Annotated in this window: 14 protein-coding genes; 9 read left to right on the top strand and 5 right to left on the bottom strand. The window is 69.1% G+C overall.

Going from position 1 to position 16487, the window contains the following annotated elements:
- The 6 genes from I55_RS07770 to pyk form a co-directional block, all read left to right on the top strand.
- A partial coding sequence (locus I55_RS07770; RefSeq protein WP_044559949.1) for a DUF3141 domain-containing protein occupies positions 1-1229 on the top strand: 1229 nt, incomplete at its 5' end.
- 27 nt (positions 1230-1256) lie between these two features.
- Positions 1257-1736, top strand: coding sequence for a hypothetical protein (locus tag I55_RS07775; RefSeq protein WP_148293625.1), 480 nt, complete (start codon positions 1257-1259; stop codon positions 1734-1736).
- A gap of 45 nt (positions 1737-1781) precedes the next feature.
- The gene (locus tag I55_RS07780) at positions 1782-2765 is read left to right on the top strand and encodes a phosphate acetyltransferase (RefSeq protein ID WP_044559956.1); all 984 of its coding nucleotides are present in this window, start codon (positions 1782-1784) and stop codon (positions 2763-2765) included.
- 6 nt (positions 2766-2771) lie between these two features.
- Positions 2772-3986, top strand: a complete 1215-nt coding sequence (locus tag I55_RS07785; RefSeq protein ID WP_199902501.1) for an acetate/propionate family kinase — start codon at positions 2772-2774, stop codon at positions 3984-3986.
- Complete coding sequence (gene fabI / locus I55_RS07790; RefSeq protein ID WP_044559950.1) at positions 3986-4795, top strand: enoyl-ACP reductase FabI; 810 nt, start codon at positions 3986-3988, stop codon at positions 4793-4795. The genes I55_RS07785 and fabI overlap by 1 nt, the downstream gene beginning before the upstream one ends.
- A 205-nt stretch (positions 4796-5000) precedes the next feature.
- The gene (gene pyk, locus I55_RS07795; protein WP_044559951.1) at positions 5001-6419 is read left to right on the top strand and encodes a pyruvate kinase; all 1419 of its coding nucleotides are present in this window, start codon (positions 5001-5003) and stop codon (positions 6417-6419) included.
- 22 nt (positions 6420-6441) lie between these two features.
- Here the strand turns inward: pyk and I55_RS34230 are convergent.
- The 5 genes from I55_RS34230 to I55_RS07825 form a co-directional block, all read right to left on the bottom strand.
- A protein-coding gene (locus tag I55_RS34230) for an IS630 family transposase (RefSeq protein WP_085939907.1) occupies positions 6442-7388 on the bottom strand; the annotation gives its coding sequence in 2 pieces (ribosomal slippage) (positions 6442-7049 and positions 7049-7388; 948 coding nt in all).
- Positions 7389-7577: 189 nt separating this feature from the next.
- Positions 7578-7967, bottom strand: a complete 390-nt coding sequence (locus I55_RS07810; RefSeq protein WP_252181070.1) for a VOC family protein — start codon at positions 7965-7967, stop codon at positions 7578-7580.
- A 132-nt stretch (positions 7968-8099) separates the two neighbouring features.
- Positions 8100-9386, bottom strand: coding sequence for an MFS transporter (locus tag I55_RS07815; protein ID WP_044559952.1), 1287 nt, complete (start codon positions 9384-9386; stop codon positions 8100-8102).
- A complete protein-coding gene (locus I55_RS07820) occupies positions 9383-10918 on the bottom strand; it encodes a M81 family metallopeptidase (RefSeq protein ID WP_049973933.1) in 1536 nt (511 codons plus the stop codon). The genes I55_RS07815 and I55_RS07820 overlap by 4 nt, the downstream gene beginning before the upstream one ends.
- Positions 10915-12534 (bottom strand): serine hydrolase, encoded by a 1620-nt coding sequence (locus tag I55_RS07825; RefSeq protein WP_044559953.1) that lies wholly within the window; start codon positions 12532-12534, stop codon positions 10915-10917. The genes I55_RS07820 and I55_RS07825 overlap by 4 nt, the downstream gene beginning before the upstream one ends.
- Positions 12535-12915: 381 nt before the next feature.
- Here I55_RS07825 and I55_RS07830 point away from each other — a divergent pair, with 381 nt between their 5' ends.
- The 3 genes from I55_RS07830 to I55_RS07840 all read left to right on the top strand — a co-directional run bounded on the left by I55_RS07830 (position 12916) and on the right by I55_RS07840 (position 16391).
- The gene (locus I55_RS07830) at positions 12916-14067 is read left to right on the top strand and encodes an FAD-binding oxidoreductase (protein ID WP_083900928.1); all 1152 of its coding nucleotides are present in this window, start codon (positions 12916-12918) and stop codon (positions 14065-14067) included.
- Between the two features lie 31 nt (positions 14068-14098).
- Positions 14099-14761, top strand: coding sequence for a helix-turn-helix domain-containing protein (locus tag I55_RS07835; protein ID WP_044559961.1), 663 nt, complete (start codon positions 14099-14101; stop codon positions 14759-14761).
- 91 nt (positions 14762-14852) lie between these two features.
- A complete protein-coding gene (locus I55_RS07840; RefSeq protein ID WP_044559954.1) occupies positions 14853-16391 on the top strand; it encodes a sodium:proton antiporter in 1539 nt (512 codons plus the stop codon).
- The last annotated feature ends 96 nt before the right edge of the window (positions 16392-16487 follow it).

The raw sequence follows: 16487 nt of genomic DNA on the forward strand, positions 1-16487 counted from the left end.
CCCTGGCGGCTAGCGGCCAGACCATCGTTTATTCGCTGCACCAGACCATCGGCCATCTGGGCATCTTCGTCTCCGCCAAGGTGGCGACGAAAGAGCATGACGAGTTCGCCCGCACCATGGACCTGATCGATGTCCTGCCGCCGGGCCTGTATGAGGCCGTGTTCACCCAGAAGGAAGGCGTGGCCCATGCCGACCTGGTGTCCGGCCGCTACCTGACCCGGTTCGAACGGCGCGGGCTGGCGGACATCCGCGCCCTGGGCGGCAACGACGCCCGCGACGACAGCCGCTTTGCCACCGTCGCCCGCGTCTCAGACATCAACCGCGACCTCTACGGCCGCACCCTGCGACCGGTGGTCAAGCGCCTGGCGACACCGGAAAGTGCGGAATGGCTGCGCCGCATCCACCCCAACCGCATGCGCTTCGAGGTCTTCTCCGACAAGAACCCGCTGATGGCGCCGATCGCCGGCCTGGCGGAGGCGGCGCGGGCGCACCGCCAGCCAGCGGCCCCCGACAACCCCTTCCTGAAGGTGCAGGACGCCGTGTCGGACAGCATCGTCCACGCCCTGGACACCTGGCGGGACCTGCGCGACCGGGCCACGGAGAGCTTCTTCCTGGCCGTCTACGGCTCCGCCCTGCTGCAGACGGCCGTGGGCGTGGGCGCCACCGCCCCCGCCCCCGCCCCTGCCCCCACCCAGGTGGCGAAGGCTGCGGCCCTGCCGGACGTGAACCTGCCGGATGCGGCCAAACCGGATGTCATCACCCCGGAGCTGGCCGGGCGCCTGCGCCAGGGCGGCGCGCCGGCGGCACTGATCCGCGCGCTGCTGCACATCCTCGCCGCCGACCCGCACACCGGGGCGGACGAGCGGCGTTTCGCGGCCCTGCGCCACCTGCGCGAAAAGGCCCCGGCCGACATGGGCGTGACCCTGGCGCAATTCAAGGCGCTGGTGCGCGACCAGTCCGACCTGCTGCACCGGCACGAGGCGGCGGCCCTGGCCACCCTGCCGGAGTTGCTGCCGCCGGACCCGGCGCGGCGGGCCGGCATCGCCCACGCCCTGCGCCAGGTCGTGGAGGCGGGCGATCCGCCCACACCGGCGATGGCCACGCGGCTGGAGCAGGTGGCGCGGTTGCTCCTGGACCCGATTCCCCCGGGCCCCACTTCCCAGACCCCGGCTTCCCAGGCCCCGGGTTCCCAGGCTAGGCAACCACGGTTGCGCGCGGCCACCGCCTGAAACATCCGACCGATGGAGACCGCCCGCATGCCCCACGCCCCGATGCCGTCCGCCGCCCCGTCCGAAACCCTGCCCGTCCTGCCCACGGCGGCCGACATCCGCCGCCTGGTGGAGGACAAGAGCGCCGCCCGGGTGGAGGAGTTGCGCCGCCGCCAAGCCGCCATCGAGGAGGAGGAGAAGCTGCGCCGCGCCGCCTTCATGGAACGCACGTTGACGCCCGGCTTCATCGGCACGGTCATGACCCGCGTGCAGCACGCGGCGGAAGGCGGGGAGAAGCGTCTGCTGTTGGGACAGTTCCCCTGCGAGTGGTGCACCGACGGCGGACGCAAGATCAACGTCATGGAAGGCGACTGGCCGGATACGCTGCAAGGCTTCGCCCGGGTGCTGTTCGATTTCTGGGCGGCCGAACTGAAGCCCCGCGGCTTCGGCCTGTCGGTCGAAGTCGTCAGCTTCAAGGAAGGTGGCATTCCCGGTGACATCGGCGCCTTCCTATCCTGGAGGGGTTGACCCCTCCCGCTATCGCGATCGATGATTCCGCCAATGGAGACCGCCATGGACAGCCCCACCGCCACCGATACGCCCCCCGTGGCGGCCGACATCGCCCGCCATAAGAAGTACCAGCGCCTGATCGCCGCCGCCCATAAGGCGGGCCCCAGCTTGACCGCCGTGGCCCACCCCTGCGACCTGAGTTCGCTGGAAGGGGCGGTGGACGCCGCGCGCATGGGCCTGATCGCCCCCATCCTGGTGGGGCCGGAGGCGCGCATCCGCGCGGTGGCGGACCGGGCGCGGCTGGACATCGCCAACCTGCCCATCGTCGACACGCCGCACAGCGTGGCCTCGGCCCAGCGGGCCGTGGAACTGGTGCGCGAAGGCAAGGCGGAAGCCCTGATGAAGGGCAGCCTGCATACCGATGAACTGATGGGCGCGGTGGTGAAGTCGGACACCGGCCTGCGCACCGCGCGGCGGCTCAGCCACTGCTTCGTCATGGACATCCCCGGCCATGCCGACCCGCTGATCATCACCGACGCCGCCGTCAACATCCTGCCCACCCTGGCGGACAAGGTGGACATCGTGCAGAACGCCATCGACCTGGCCCTGATCCTGGGCTTCGGCGAGGTGCGGGTGGCCATCCTGTCGGCGGTGGAGACGGTGAACCCCAAGATCCCCTCCACCATCGAAGCGGCGGCCCTGTGCAAGATGGCGGACCGGGGGCAGATCACCGGCGCCATCCTGGACGGCCCCCTGGCGCTGGACAACGCCATCAGCCCCGAGGCCGCCACCATCAAGCACCTGACCTCCCCCGTTGCCGGCCATGCCAACGTCATCCTGGTGCCGGATCTGGAGGCCGGGAACATGCTGGCCAAGAGCCTGACCTTCCTGGCCGGGGCGGACGCCGCCGGCATCGTGCTGGGCGCCCGCGTGCCCATCATCCTGACCAGCCGGGCCGACAGCGTGCCGGCGCGGCTGGCCTCCTGCGCCGTGGCCGGGCTGATCGCCCAGCACCGCCGCCAGGCCGCCGCCAAGGCCGTGGGGTGAATGCCCATGCGCCGGAGAAAGATCAGCAACGCCATCATCGTCATCAACGCCGGCTCCTCCAGCATCAAGTTCTCGCTGTTCGCGGACGAGACGCGGGCGCTGGAACTGTTCCTGAAGGGCCAGATCGAAGGGCTGCACACCGACAACGCCCATTTCATCGCCCGACACCCGGCCGGTGACGTGGTGGGGGAACGGCGCTGGACCGGCATGGAGGCCAGCACCTTCGATCATGACGCCGCCACCCGCTTCCTGATGGACTTCATCAACACCCATCTGGAAGGCCACGTGGTGGAGGCGGTGGGCCATCGCATCGTCCACGGCGGCGGCGACTTCACCACACCGGCGGCCTTGGATGCCGCCGTGCTGGACCGGCTGGAAACCTTGGTGCCCCTGGCCCCCCTGCACCAGAGACACAACCTGGCGCCGGCGCGCAGCATCCTGGCCAGCACGCCCGGCCTGTTCCAGGTGGGCTGTTTCGATACCGCCTTCCACGCCACCCAGCCGCCCTTGGCCCAGGCCTTCGCCCTGCCGGCGGAGATCACCGACCGGGGGGTGCGCCGCTATGGCTTCCACGGCCTGTCCTACGAATACATCGCCTCCCACCTCGACGAACTGGGCTTGGCCGACGCCAAGGTCATCGTCGCCCACCTGGGCAACGGCGCCAGCCTGTGCGCCATGGATGGCGGCCGCAGCGTGGCCAGCACCATGGGCTTCACCGCGGTGGAGGGCCTGCCCATGGGGACCCGCTGCGGCACGCTGGACCCCGGCGTGCTGCTGTACCTGATGGATGAGCTGCACATGGGGTCCCAGGACATCCAGAAGCTGCTGTACCAGCGGTCCGGCCTGCTGGGCGTGTCCGGCATCTCCAGCGACATGCGCACGCTGGAGACCAGCGACGATCCCCGCGCCAAGCTGGCGGTGGACCTGTTCACCTACCGGATCGGGCGCGAGATCGGGTCCCTGGCGGCGGCGCTGGGCGGGCTGGACGCCCTGGTCTTCACCGCCGGCATCGGGGAGCACAGCGCCGGCGTGCGGGCATCGGTCTGCCGTCATGCCGCCTGGCTGGGGCTGGAGATCGATACCGCGGCCAACGACCACCCCGAACCGGGTGCGCACCGCGTCAGCGCGCCCGCCAGCCGGGTGGCCGCCTGGATCGTGCCGACGGATGAGGAACAGATGATCGCCCGCCATACGCGGCGCCTGCTGACGGGAGAGCATTGATGAGCGCGGACACCCCGCATCCCTATCCGCCGATGCCCACGCCCCACCGCATCCTGGCCGGGAAGCGCGCGCTGGTGGTGGGCATCGCCAACGACCAGTCCATCGCCTACGGTTGCGCCAAAGCCTTTCACGAGGTGGGGGCGGAACTGGCGCTGACCTACCTGAACGACAAGGCCAAGCCGCACGTGGAACCGCTGGCCAAGCAGCTGGGCGCCCCCTTGTTCCTGCCCCTGGATGTCAGCGCGACAGGCCAGCTGGAAGCGGTGTTCGAGGCCATCCAGGAACGCTGGGGCGGGCTGGACGTCCTGGTCCATTCCATCGCCTACGCGCCCAAGGATGACCTGACCGGCGGCCTGCTCGGCTGCTCGGCGGAGGGCTTCGCCAAGGCCATGGACATCTCCTGCCATTCCTTCATCCGTATGGCCAAGCTGGCGGCACCGTTGATGACGGATGGCGGGGCCATGTTCGCCATGAGCTATCACGGCGCCAACCGCGTGGTACCCAATTACAACGTCATGGGCCCGGTCAAGGCGGCGTTGGAGGCGGCCTGCCGCTATCTGGCGCATGAGCTGGGGCCCCGGCATATCCGCGTGCACGCCCTGTCGCCCGGCCCGCTGAAGACCCGCGCCGCCTCCGGCCTGAAGGACTTCGACCTGCTGCTGAACGACGCCATAAGCCGCGCGCCGGTTGGGGAATTGGTCGATATCATGGACGTGGGCTACACCTGCGCCTATATGGCCAGCCCCTTCGCCCGGCGGCTGACGGGCAGCACGCTTTATATCGACGGGGGTATGAACATCGAGGCATGAGGCGTCGGCGCGCCGCCCCCAGCATGTAGTAAAATTACCGCCCTTAACGGGAATTTCGCATATCCCCATGTTGTTGTCGGCAGGCGAAGCGGTTACCATCGCCGCCAACCGGACCGGAAACCGTTGGCAGCGCCGACGGTTCGCCCGGACACCGTTTGCAACCGGCCTTCACTTCTGGGGCGGCCCGCCAGGGCCGAAAACAACAATGCGTCGCCACCGCCGTGCCAAGATCGTCGCCACCGTCGGACCCGCCAGCAACTCGCCGGAGATGCTGAAGGCCCTGTTCCTGGCGGGCGTCGACACCTTCCGCCTGAACTTCAGCCACGGGACCCATGAGGATCACGCCAAGGTCCACGCCGCCATCCGCGCGCTGGAGAAGGAGGTGGGGCGTCCCATCGGCATCCTGCAGGACCTGCAGGGCCCCAAGATCCGCGTCGGCACCATCAAGGACGGCAAGATCACGGTGGCCAAGGGCGACACCATCCGCTTCGTCCTGAAGGGCCAGGACGGCGACCGCGACGCCATCCCCCTGCCCCATCCCGAGATTTTCGCGGCCGTCCTGCCCGGTCACCACCTGCTGATCGACGACGGCCGGGTGCGGGTGAAGGTGACCAGCCTGGGCGACGACTCCATGACCGCCGAGGTCGTGTTCGGCGGCGTCATTTCCAACCGCAAGGGCGTCAACCTGCCGGGCACGCTGCTGAACCTGTCGCCGCTGACCGCCAAGGACCGCGCCGACCTGGAATTCGGCCTGAACCTGGGCGTGGACTGGGTGGCCCTGTCCTTCGTGCAGAAGCCCAGCGACATGATCGAGGCGCGCGGCCTGATCGGCGATCGCGCCGGCCTGATGGCCAAGATCGAGAAGCCTCAGGCGCTGGAACAGATCGACGACATCATCCGCCTGTCGGACGGCATCATGGTGGCCCGTGGCGACCTGGGCGTGGAAATCCCGCAGGAGGAAGTGCCCGGCCGTCAGAAGGAACTGGTGCGCGCCTGCCGCCTGGCGGTGAAGCCGGTCATCGTCGCCACCCAGATGCTGGACAGCATGGTGTCCGCCCCCACCCCCACCCGCGCCGAGGCGTCGGATGTGGCCACGGCCATCTATGACGGTGCGGACGCCGTCATGCTTTCGGCGGAATCGGCCAGCGGCGCCTATCCGCTGGAAGCCGTGTCGATGATGGACCGCATCATCGGCACGACGGAGCGGCACAAGCTGTACCACTCCCTCATCCGCGCCTCGGACCCGGCGGAGGAGCAGACCCCGCCGCACGCCGTGGCCGCGGCGGCCGCCGACCTGGCGGAAGCCGTGCGCGCGCCCGTCATCGTGGCCTTCACCTCCAGCGGCACCACCGCCGCCCGTATCGCCCGCAAGCGGCCTGAGGTCGCCATCCTGGCCATCACGGCCGACCAGGCGGTGTCGCGCCGCCTGTGCCTGCTGTGGGGTACCCACAGCATCCTGTCGGAAGACATCCATTCCTACGAGCAGATGGTGCAGGTGGCCTCCACCGTGTCGCAGAGCGCCGAGTTCGCCAAGCTGCACGACCAGATCATCGTCGTGGCCGGCATCCCCTTCGCCCAGGCCGGCACCACCAACAACCTGCGCATGCTGCAGATCGGCGCCTGAGGCGCATTAGAGCGTGATGATTTTAGGTTCGCACATACCCTGCATGGGCGAGGTAGTTTGAACACTCTGCGGGAGTGACGGTTTGGAGAGTTTTGCCGATGGCGGCACAGAGGCCATCGGCAGATCGCTCTTGAGCTTGACGCAGATGATGCTTGAGTTTGGCGAAGAACTGCTCGATGGGGTTCAGGTCGGGTGAGTATTTTGGAAGGAAGATCACCCTGGCCCCGGCCGCCCGTATGGCGTCCCGGACGGCCTTGCCTTTATGTGAGCCGAGATTGTCCATGATGACGATGTCGTTGGGCTTCAATGTCGGGACAAGGACCTGCTCGGTATAGATCCTGAAGCGCTCGCCGTTGATCGGCCCCTTGATCAGCCACGGCGCATCCACGCGATCTTGGCGCAGGGCGGCGATGAAGGTCATGGTATTCCAATGGCCGAAGGGGGCCGGACCAGGTAACCGTTGCCCACGCGGGGCCCAGCCTCGCAACGGCGCCATGTTGGTCTTGGTCCACGTCTCGTCGATGAACACCAATCGAGACGGGTCGATCCCCGGTCGCAGTCTCAGCCATCGCTCCCGGTGGCGGGCGATGTCCGGCCGGCTTCTTTCCGTGGCGACCAAAGTCTTTTTTTATAACTCAGTTTCTCAGCATGCACGAACTCCCAGACCGAGCGGTAGTCCACCTTCAAATTCCGGTCCGCCAGCTCACGGACAAGACCACGTAAGGTGAACGGGCCGCTGGCACAGCGCGTCAGCAGCCAGTCCCGGTGCTCCCCGGAGATCGCCTTCGGCTTATGCCCTCCCATCTGACCAGGAGCCACGCTGCCGGTTACCGCCTCGCGCTCCAGCCATTTGATCGCCGTGCTCACCGCAACGCCAAACCGCTTCGCGGCCTGATGGCGTGACAGGCCATCAAGCTTAACCGCGTCAACAACGCGCTGACGAAGATCCATCGAGTACGGACGACCCATCGTTCCCGGCCCCATATAAATCAAACCGGTAACCTTGAATCACATTCCAAGCTCGTTGGGAATCCAATCCTGAATCAGCCTTATTTCATCCCGCTCTAGAGCGGAACGCGATCCGAAGATCGTTGGCATAAAGGCAAACGGCGCCGCGTGACCTGCGGCGCCGTTTGCTTTTATATGGGCCGGAAGCGCTTATTCAGCCTTGAAGCAATAAGCCGCCAGCTTGTTGCCATCCAGGTCGCGGGCATAGGCGGCATAGGCGTTGGGCGCCCAGCCGCGGGGGCCGGGCTTGCCCTCGCACACGCCGCCCTGGGCCAGGGCCTCGGCATGAAAAGCATCGACGGCGGCGCGGTTCGGCGCCTCGAAGCTCACGGTGACGCCGTTGCCCACGGTGGCGGGCTGGCCGTTCGCGGGCTTCAGCACGAAAAAGGACGGCTTGTCCTCGCCCCAGATGGAGCCGTTGTCGCCCAGGTCGGCCACCCGCTTCAGTCCCAGCTTGCCCAGCACGCTGTCATAGAAGCCGCGCGCCTTGCCCAGGTCATTGGTGCCGACGGAAACATGGGTGTAAATCGCCATGGTCATCCTCCCCTCAAGTTCTTCGGATTGGGTGCGGATGACTATAAGCGGGCGGCAAACAACAACAATGGTGCCATATGACGATTGACTTTTGCTGTTGAAAAACAATTCAAGGGTTTAGGCCGGAACGGCCGTGATTTACGATGCGCGCGGGCGCGCCGCGCGCCGGGCCAACCAGAAGGCGCCGGTGCCCACCAGGCTGGAAACCACGCCCACCACGGTCAGCGCCGCGGCCAGGTAGCCCTCGCCCCCCATCAGTTGCGACAGCAGGCTGACGATGCTGGGCGCCAAGCCAAGGCTGACGAACACCCCCAGCGCCCCCATCAGACCGATGCAAAGGCCGCGCAGGTGGTTGGGAACCAGCAGGGTCACGGCCGATGCCGCCCCAACCGCCACCACGGCGCCACCGCCCATCAACAGGGCCAGCAGCAGGGCGAAGGCCGGCACCGTCGGCGCCAGCGCGAAGAAGGCCGCCGGCACCGACAGGCCACCACCCAGCAAGGCCCCCCACAGGATGCCACCGTTGGGGTTGCGCCGGTGGCCCCAGTCCGCCAGCAGGCCGCCAAGCAGCGTGCCGCCCGCGCCCGACACCAGCAGCAGCAAGCCCATCCAGCCGCCGAACTCCGCCGGTTGCAGGCCGAAGGATCGGGTCAGCACCGGCACCGCCCAGACGGACGCGGCGGCGTCGCCCATGTTCACGGTGATCATGCCCACCATCAGCGGCGCCACCAGCCGGCGCAGGCGCCACAGCTCCGCCAGGGCCGGCCCCAGGTTGGGCAACGCGTCCACCGTCCGCTCCTGCCGAACCGGCTCCGCCAGGCGCAGCAACAGGAGGGTGGGAAGCAGCAGGAGGGCCGCCACCAGCAGCACGGTGGCGCGCCACGCCGTCAGGCCCAGCCAACCGGCCTGCCCGCCTGCCGGTGTCAGCATGCCGACCAGGACCCCGCCTGCGGCGAAGGCCGCCGACATTCCCACCACCTGGCCGATCACCATGGTCATGACGGCCCGGCCGCGCCGCTCCGGCGTCGACAGGTCGGCCGTCAGCGACAGGATGGCCGGCACCGCACCGGCGGCGCCCAGGCCCACCAGCATGCGGCCGGCGAACAGGCTGGCGAAATTCCAGGCCAGGCCGGACAGGACGGTGCCGCCGATCCACAGGACCGACAGCACCAGCAGCAGCGGCGCCCGCCGGTGGCGGTCCACCAGCCGGCCGATGGGCACGGCAAGCGCCGCCACGGGCAGGGCCAGGGCCATCCCCTGGATCAACCCGATCTGGTTGTCCGACAGGCCCAGGTCGGCCTTGGCCAATTCCTGCACCGGCGACAGCAGGGTGCGGGCCACCATGCCGGCCAGCATGGCCAGCGTCAGCACCAGCAGGGCCCGGAACCGCGCCCCCCGCGCCGGCGCCGCCACCGTGTGCATCATGCGCCGCCCCCTTCAGCGATCGGGTCTAGCGGCCAGATGGGCCGGCGCAGGTGGCGGTACGGCAGGGCCGCCAGGTTGAGGTTCAGCGAACCCGGCGCGTCGCAATAGACGGTGGCGGAGGAAATGGCGTCGAAGGTGGCGCGGAAATGCTGGGTGGACTTCACCACCACCAGGGCCTTGGCCGCCAGATCGATGCCCAGTTCGGTGAAGCAGCTGGGGGAGAAGGTCTGCTGCCGGACACTGTTCAGCACGATGTCGATGCTGCCGGCGCGCAGGGCCACGGCCAGGCCGATGGGGTCGTCGCCATCCGTGGCCAAGCCGCGCTGGCGGATATCGTCGCGCACCGCCGTCACCATCACCTCCAGATCTACCGGGTCGCCGGACAGGGGGCCGATCTTGCCGCCGATGCGCAGGGGCAGCCGTGTGCCCACGCCGGCGTCCGCCGCGATCAGCGCCGCCTGCGGGTCCCAGATCATGCCCAGCGCCACATCCTGGATGCCCCGCTCCAGGATGGCGCGCAGCACGAAGGTGCTGTCGCATGCGGCCCCACCGCCGGGGTTGTCCGAACTATCGGCCAACACCACGGGACCCTGGCCGTCCGACCTGCCCGCGATCAGCGCCTGGGCACTGTCCAGGGCCTGGTCCAAGGGCAGGCGGGTCTGCAGCGGACCGCCGGTGACCACCGCCTGGAAGTCGGCCGCGACGGTGGCCAGCGTGCGCTCAACAGCAGCCGGGTCGCTGCCGTCCGACACCGCCAGCACGGCGGCCCCGGTATGTTCGGTGTCCGCCCAGATGAAGCCGTGCATCATGGAAACGGACAGCACGCCGTCCCGCCCCTCATGGCCCGCCAGCCGGTCGACGAAGCCGCGCATGGGCTGCTCGGTGGTGCCGAACAGGCCCATGACCGGCACCTTGCGGATATGGGTGCGGGCCTTCGGGCCGCCACGCGCCATGGCCGACAGGATGGTGTACAGCTCCGCCATCCGCGCCAGGAAGTCAGTATGGGGATATTCCTTGCAGGCGATGATGACGGCACCACTGTCCACCATGGCCTGGGTGGCGTTGCCGTGCAGGTCCAGCGTCACCCCCACCGGCATGTCCGGCCCCACCTGGGCGCGGACATGGGTCAGCAGGTCGCCTTCGCAGTCGGGATGGTCCTGGCCCACCATGGCGCCGTGCAGGGTCAGGACCACCATGTCCACCGGGCCCGCCGCCATGGCCGCCGCCAGGTCAGCCAGCAGTTCGTCGCGCAACGCCTCATACACCACGCGCGGCACGGGGCCGGATGGCTGGGCCCCGGCGGTCGGCCCGTCGATGACCCGGTCGCCATGCCCCTCGGCCACGGTGAACAGGTCGCCATAGGCCGGCAGCACGCGGGCGCGCGCCAGGGTGGCGGCATCGCCGGCCCGATGGCGCAGGTCATTGGTGAAGGACCGCATGCTGGTGGGCAGCGGGGAGAAACTGTTGGTCTCGTGCACCAGTCCGGCGACGAAGACGGTCAGGGGTCCTGTTTTCACGAGTTTGGCCTTCATGGGGCGGCCTTCCGGAAGCGCAGGCGGCGGGTGCGGCCGCTGTTGAAGGTGAAACCCTGGTCGTCGAAGGCGATCAGGCCCCCGACGATGGGCAGTGGCAGGTCCAGCGGCTTGGCGTCCCACAGGCCGGGCGCCAGGTTGACCAGCCTGTGCCTCAGCGTGCCGAAGCGGCCGTTCAGGACCAGGCGTCCCGTCCTGCCGTCGGCGTCGGCCTGCAGCATCGCCTGGGTGCCGGACGCGGCAGCGGCATAGACGCCGGCCAGGGGCCGCAGGTCGGCCTCCGCATCCGGTTCCAGCAGCACCAGTTGCCGCTCCACCCCGAATTCCACCGCGCGCAGGGTCTTGGGCGCCTCCTCCGTTTCCGGCACGTCCAGGCCCATGTGAAAGACCGCGACGTTGGGGCGCAGCAGGCCGTCCGGCGTCCTGACCAGGGGCAGGCCCATGCCGCTCATGCTGATGATCGCCTTCCCTTCATGCCGTGCGAGACCGAAGACGCCGCCGTTGTGGGGGTTGTGGTAGGTGGCGGTGGGGATTACGCCCTCATAGGGCTCCAGCTTCGGGCCCAGGCCGGGCACGCAGGCGTCGATGATCTGGTTGGCCAGGCCCATGGGGTCCAGGCCGGCGCGGTTGGCCATGACGATGATGTCCAGCCCGTGGTCCGGCAGGGTGATCATTTGGCTGGACCCGCCCATGACGCCGCCGGCATGGTGCACCGTGCGCACGCCGCGATAGGGCGTGTCCATCAGGCCCAGGCCGTAGCCTGTGCAATAGCCGTTGGCCAGCACCGCCGGTTCCACCATCCGCCGCCAGGTCTGCGCACTGCCCACCGTCGCCTGGCCGGCCAGGCCGGCGCGCAGGTGCCTCATCCAGCGCAGCATGTCGTCGACGGTGGAGACGATGCCCCCCTCCCCCGCGATCTCCGCCCCGATGGGCTGGCGGTAGTAGCCGCCCTTGCCATCCGCCATGTGTAGCGACGCGCTGTTGGGCACATAGTCGGTGTCCACCAGGCGCAGCAGGGTGTCCGTCATCCCCAGGGGACGGAACAGGCGGTCACGGAGGAAGTCGCCCAGCTTCCGGCCGGACAGCCGCTCAATGGCCAGCGACAGCAGGACGTAGCCGCCGTTGTTGTAGCACCACTCCTCCCCCGCCTTGAAGTTGACGTCATCGTCATCGGCCATCAGCCGCATGCAGTCGGTGGTGGAGGCGTAGCGACCAGGACCGCTGAGTTGCAGGGCCAGTTCCAGGCTGCACCGCAGGCCGCTGACATGGCTCATCAACTGGCGCATGGTCACGCCGCCGGCCGCCGACGCCATTTCCGGAATGTGCCGGGCCACCGGATCGTCCAGGCCGGCCAACCCCTCTTCCACCAGCAGCATGTAGGCCAAGGCCCCGAAATGCTTGGTGGTGGAGCCGATGCGCATGCGGATGGTGGGCGACAGGGTGACCGGCAGCTCCAGGCTGGCCAGGCCGAAGCCCTTGCGGTAGAGGGGGACACCGTCCAGCGCCACCCCCACCGCCACGCCGGGCAGATGCGTCGTGTCCAGGTCCGCGAAGATCGCGTCCAGGGCGGCGGCATCCACGGTCACCTTCGCCCCATCGGCAACGGCGCTGCTCATGCTTCACTCTCCCAGCAGGGTCAGAAACGGGTTGTCAGGGTCACGCCCACGGCGCGCGGCCGCATCATGGTCAGACGGGTGGTGGCGGCGCCAAGGACCAAGCCCCCGCGCACGTACGTCCATGCCCTGGCCCATCGAAGCCCTCCCGCCTTTTGATTTGCGGCTAGGGGGGATATTCCGCACCGGGGGCATTTCCTGTCAGAGATTGTTCTCCATATAGAGAAATATTTTCTCTGGGCACCAGCTCCCGCTTCCGCGGACCGCCATCCTCGACCACAAACCTCAACAAAAGGCTGCTATAAAGTGGCTGATTGATGCTGGACTCAGCTGGCTCGCTATGAGAATTTCTCCATTCAGAGAACATTATCTCCTGAGGCTGAAGTGGACAGGTACGACGTCATCGTCATCGGGGCGGGCATGGCAGGCGCCGCGATCGCGGCGGAGCTGGCGCCCCACGCGCGGGTGCTGGTGCTGGAGGGAGAGGCGCGGCCGGGCATGCATTCCACCGGCCGATCGGCGGCCCTGTACGCCGCCGCCTATGGCGGGCCGGACGTGCGGGCGCTGACCCGGGCCAGCCGCGCCTTTTTCGACGCCCCGCCCGAGGGCTTCGCCGACCACCCCCTGCTGTCCCCGCGGGGCCTGCTGTACATCGCCACGGCGGAGCAGGCGCCGCGCCTGGCCGATTTCCTGGCGGAGATCGGTGACAGCGTGCGGCCGGTGGATGTGGACGCGGCCGTGGCGGCGGTGCCGCCGCTGCGTACCGATCACGTGGCCGCCTGCGCCATGGCGCGGACGGGCAGCGCCATGGACATCGACGTCGACGCCCTGCATCAGGGCTATCTGCGCCTGGGCCGGCGCCGGGGCGTGACGCTGCTGACCGACGCGCCCGCCGCCGATCCGCGCCGGGTGGATGACCTGTGGGTGCTGCGGGTGGGCGACCGGAACGTGGCCGCCCCGGTGGTGGTGAACGCCGCCGGCGCCTGGGCGGAACGGGTGGGCCAGGCCTTCGGCGCCGCCCCCCTGGGCCTGACGCCCCTGAAGCGCACCGCCCTGCTGGTGGACCCGCCGCCGGGCCTGGACACCGACCGCTGGCCCGGCATCTTCGACACCGACGAACAGTTCTACGTGAAGCCGGACGCCGGCAAGCTGCTGCTGTCCCCGGCGGATGAGACGCCCAGCGAACCCTGCGACGCCCAGCCGGAGGAGCTGGACGTGGCCATCGCCGTGGACCGGGTGCAGCAGGCCGTGGACCTGCCGGTGCGCCGTGTCAACCACAGCTGGGCGGGCCTGCGCACCTTCGCGCCCGACCGGCAGCCGGTGGTGGGCTTCGACCCCGCCGTGCCCGGCCTGTTCTGGTGCGCGGGCCAGGGCGGCTACGGCATCCAGATGGCACCGGCCCTGGCGCGGCTGGCGGCGGCCCTGGTGCAGGGGAAACCAGTGCCCGACGACATCCTGGCGGAGGGCCTGGTGCTGGACCATGTCCTGCCCGGGCGCTTTTCCGGCGCTTGCGCCCCGGCGGCCCCGCTGAAATAAAGGGCGGGGCTGAAGCCGCATGGACACCAGGATGAAGAAGAACGCCACCTTGGGCCAGTTGATCGGCGCGCTGCGCCAACGCAACGGCTGGACCCTGAAGCAGATGAGCGACAAGGTGGGCATTCCCTTGTCCACCCTGGCCAAGGTGGAGGGCGACAAGCTGTCGCTGAGCTATGACAAGCTGGAACGGTTCACCGCCCGCCTGGGCCTGAGCATGGCGGAGTTCCTGGCCCAGGGACAGGGCCAAGGCCCTAGCGCCGGCACAGCCCCCGACGGCCCGCCCATCATCACCGGCCGGCGCAGCCTGACCAGCGACAGCAATGCCGTCCGCATCCACACCGGCAGTTACGACTACGAATATCTGTGCACCGACCTGCGGCAGAAACGCATGGTGCCCATCCTGACCCACGTGCTGGCCCACAGCCTGGCGGAATTCGGTGACCTGGTCCGCCACCAGGGGGAGGAATTCATCTACGTCATCCAGGGCACCATCGAGGTGCACCTGGAGTTCTACGCCCCCGTCACCCTGCGCCAGGGCCAGGGCATCTACATCGACAGCATGATGGGCCACGCCTATGTGGCCAAGGACTGCGAGCGGGCGCTGGTGCTGGGCGTCTGTTCCAGCGACGACAGCAATTTGCAGGGTGACCTGATCCAGCAGGCGGAGGAATCGGCCGAACGCCCGGTTCCGTAAATGCCGATAGGCGGCTTCGGCCGCGGCATGCCGCTGGCGTTGAGCGCCTGAAATGATAGCGTGCACCGGCTGGAAATGTTGGGGGGCACCGGTGGCGTTATTCGAAAGCATGCTGACGCTGGTGCTGGTGGCCATCGTGCTGTTGCAGGTGTCCCGCCGGCTGGCCCTGCCCTATCCCGCCCTGCTGGCGCTGGCCGGCGGCCTGGTGGCGGCCCTGCCCTGGTCGCCCCAGATCAGCATGGACCCGCGGCTGGCCCTGACCCTGTTCATCGCCCCCACGCTGCTGGACGCCGCCTACGACCTGCCGCCGCGCTCACTGCGCCCGCTGTGGATCCCGCTGGTGGCGCTGGCGGGGCTGGCCGTGCTGTTCACCACGGCGGCCGTGGCCTGGGCCGGCGTGGCGCTGGCGGGCATGCCGCTGGTGGCGGCCGTGGCCCTGGGCGCCATCGTCGCCCCGCCCGACGCGGCTGCGGCCACCACCATGCTGGGCCGCTTCAGCCTGCCCCGCCGCACCGTCATGGTGCTGAAGGGCGAAAGCCTGCTGAACGACGCCGTCGCCCTGCTGATCTTCAGCGCGGCGGTGGGTATGGCCGGCGACGGCGGCTTCAAGAAGCTGGTGCCGGAAGTGGCGCTGGCCGTGCCCGGCGGCCTGCTGCTGGGCTATCTGTCGGCGCGGGCCTATATCGTGCTGTCGCGGCCGCTGGACGGCACCCTGGGCGGCACCATCGCCAGCTTCGCCGGCACCTTCACCGTCTGGGTGATCGCCGACCGGCTGCACTTGTCGGCCATCCTGGCGGTGGTGGCCAACGCCATGACCCTGGCCCATCACGTGCCCTACCGCCAGCGGGCCCGCGACCGCGTCAACACCTACGCGGTGTGGGGCACGGTGGTCTTCCTGCTGAACGTCCTGGCCTTCCTGCTCACCGGCCTGCAAGCCCGCAGCATCCTCAGCCACCTGGCCGACGGCCAGCTGGACCGGGCGCTGGAATTCGCCGGCATGGTGCTGGCGGTGGTGGTGGGCGTGCGCCTGGTCTGGGTCATGCTGTACAACCGCATTGTCAACCTGATCGCCCGCTGGGGCTGGTATAACCAGCCGCCCAGCCTGGCCCAAGGCCTGGTCGTGTCCTGGTGCGGGATGCGCGGCCTGGTCACCCTGGCGACCGCGCTGGCCCTGCCCGAGGGCTTTCCGGAGCGCGACCTGATCGTGCTATGCGCCCTGGCCGTGGTGATGGGCACGCTGGTGGCCCAGGGCCTGACCCTGGGTCCACTGATCCGCCTGCTGCGCTTCCCATCCGACGACAGCCTGGCGCAGGAACTGGCCGGCGCCCGCCGCACGCTGCTGGATACGGCCCTGGCCTGCCTGGCGGCCCAGGGCGGCGAAGCCGCCCGGCAGTTGGCCGCCGTCTACGAACGCGACCGGGCCGCCCTCAAGGACGGCGGGCATCCCCGCATCGTCAGCGAGACCTATCACCTCCGCCGCCTGGCCATCGCCGCCAAGCGCCGCACCCTGGCCGACCTGCGCCGGGGCGGCCACATCGACGATGACGCCTTCCACATCCTGGAGCAGGAGCTGGACTGGGCGGAGCTGGCGNCCGCCCCGCCGGATGAGCTGGAACTGACCGAGGGCTAGGCATCGGTTTTATGCAAGCTTGCATCACCCTTGGACGCCGCCACGGGCATGCTGGCCGCATGACCGCGACCCTTATCGAGCGGGGCCCCAGCCCCT

This window comes from Azospirillum sp. B4 (assembly GCF_000333275.1).
Classification (GTDB): domain Bacteria; phylum Pseudomonadota; class Alphaproteobacteria; order Azospirillales; family Azospirillaceae; genus Nitrospirillum.

Bases quoted from the DNA above. Each gene is read 5' to 3' on its own strand.
- I55_RS07775 (WP_148293625.1), top strand. From the start codon at position 1,257: ATGCCCCACGCCCCGATGCCGTCCGCCGCCCCGTCCGAAACCCTGCCC.
- I55_RS07780 (WP_044559956.1), top strand. From the start codon at position 1,782: ATGGACAGCCCCACCGCCACCGATACGCCCCCCGTGGCGGCCGACATC.
- I55_RS07785 (WP_199902501.1), top strand. From the start codon at position 2,772: ATGCGCCGGAGAAAGATCAGCAACGCCATCATCGTCATCAACGCCGGC.
- fabI (WP_044559950.1), top strand. From the start codon at position 3,986: ATGAGCGCGGACACCCCGCATCCCTATCCGCCGATGCCCACGCCCCAC.
- pyk (WP_044559951.1), top strand. From the start codon at position 5,001: ATGCGTCGCCACCGCCGTGCCAAGATCGTCGCCACCGTCGGACCCGCC.
- I55_RS07810 (WP_252181070.1), bottom strand. From the start codon at position 7,967: ATGACCATGGCGATTTACACCCATGTTTCCGTCGGCACCAATGACCTG.
- I55_RS07815 (WP_044559952.1), bottom strand. From the start codon at position 9,386: ATGATGCACACGGTGGCGGCGCCGGCGCGGGGGGCGCGGTTCCGGGCC.
- I55_RS07820 (WP_049973933.1), bottom strand. From the start codon at position 10,918: ATGAAGGCCAAACTCGTGAAAACAGGACCCCTGACCGTCTTCGTCGCC.
- I55_RS07825 (WP_044559953.1), bottom strand. From the start codon at position 12,534: ATGAGCAGCGCCGTTGCCGATGGGGCGAAGGTGACCGTGGATGCCGCC.
- I55_RS07835 (WP_044559961.1), top strand. From the start codon at position 14,099: ATGAAGAAGAACGCCACCTTGGGCCAGTTGATCGGCGCGCTGCGCCAA.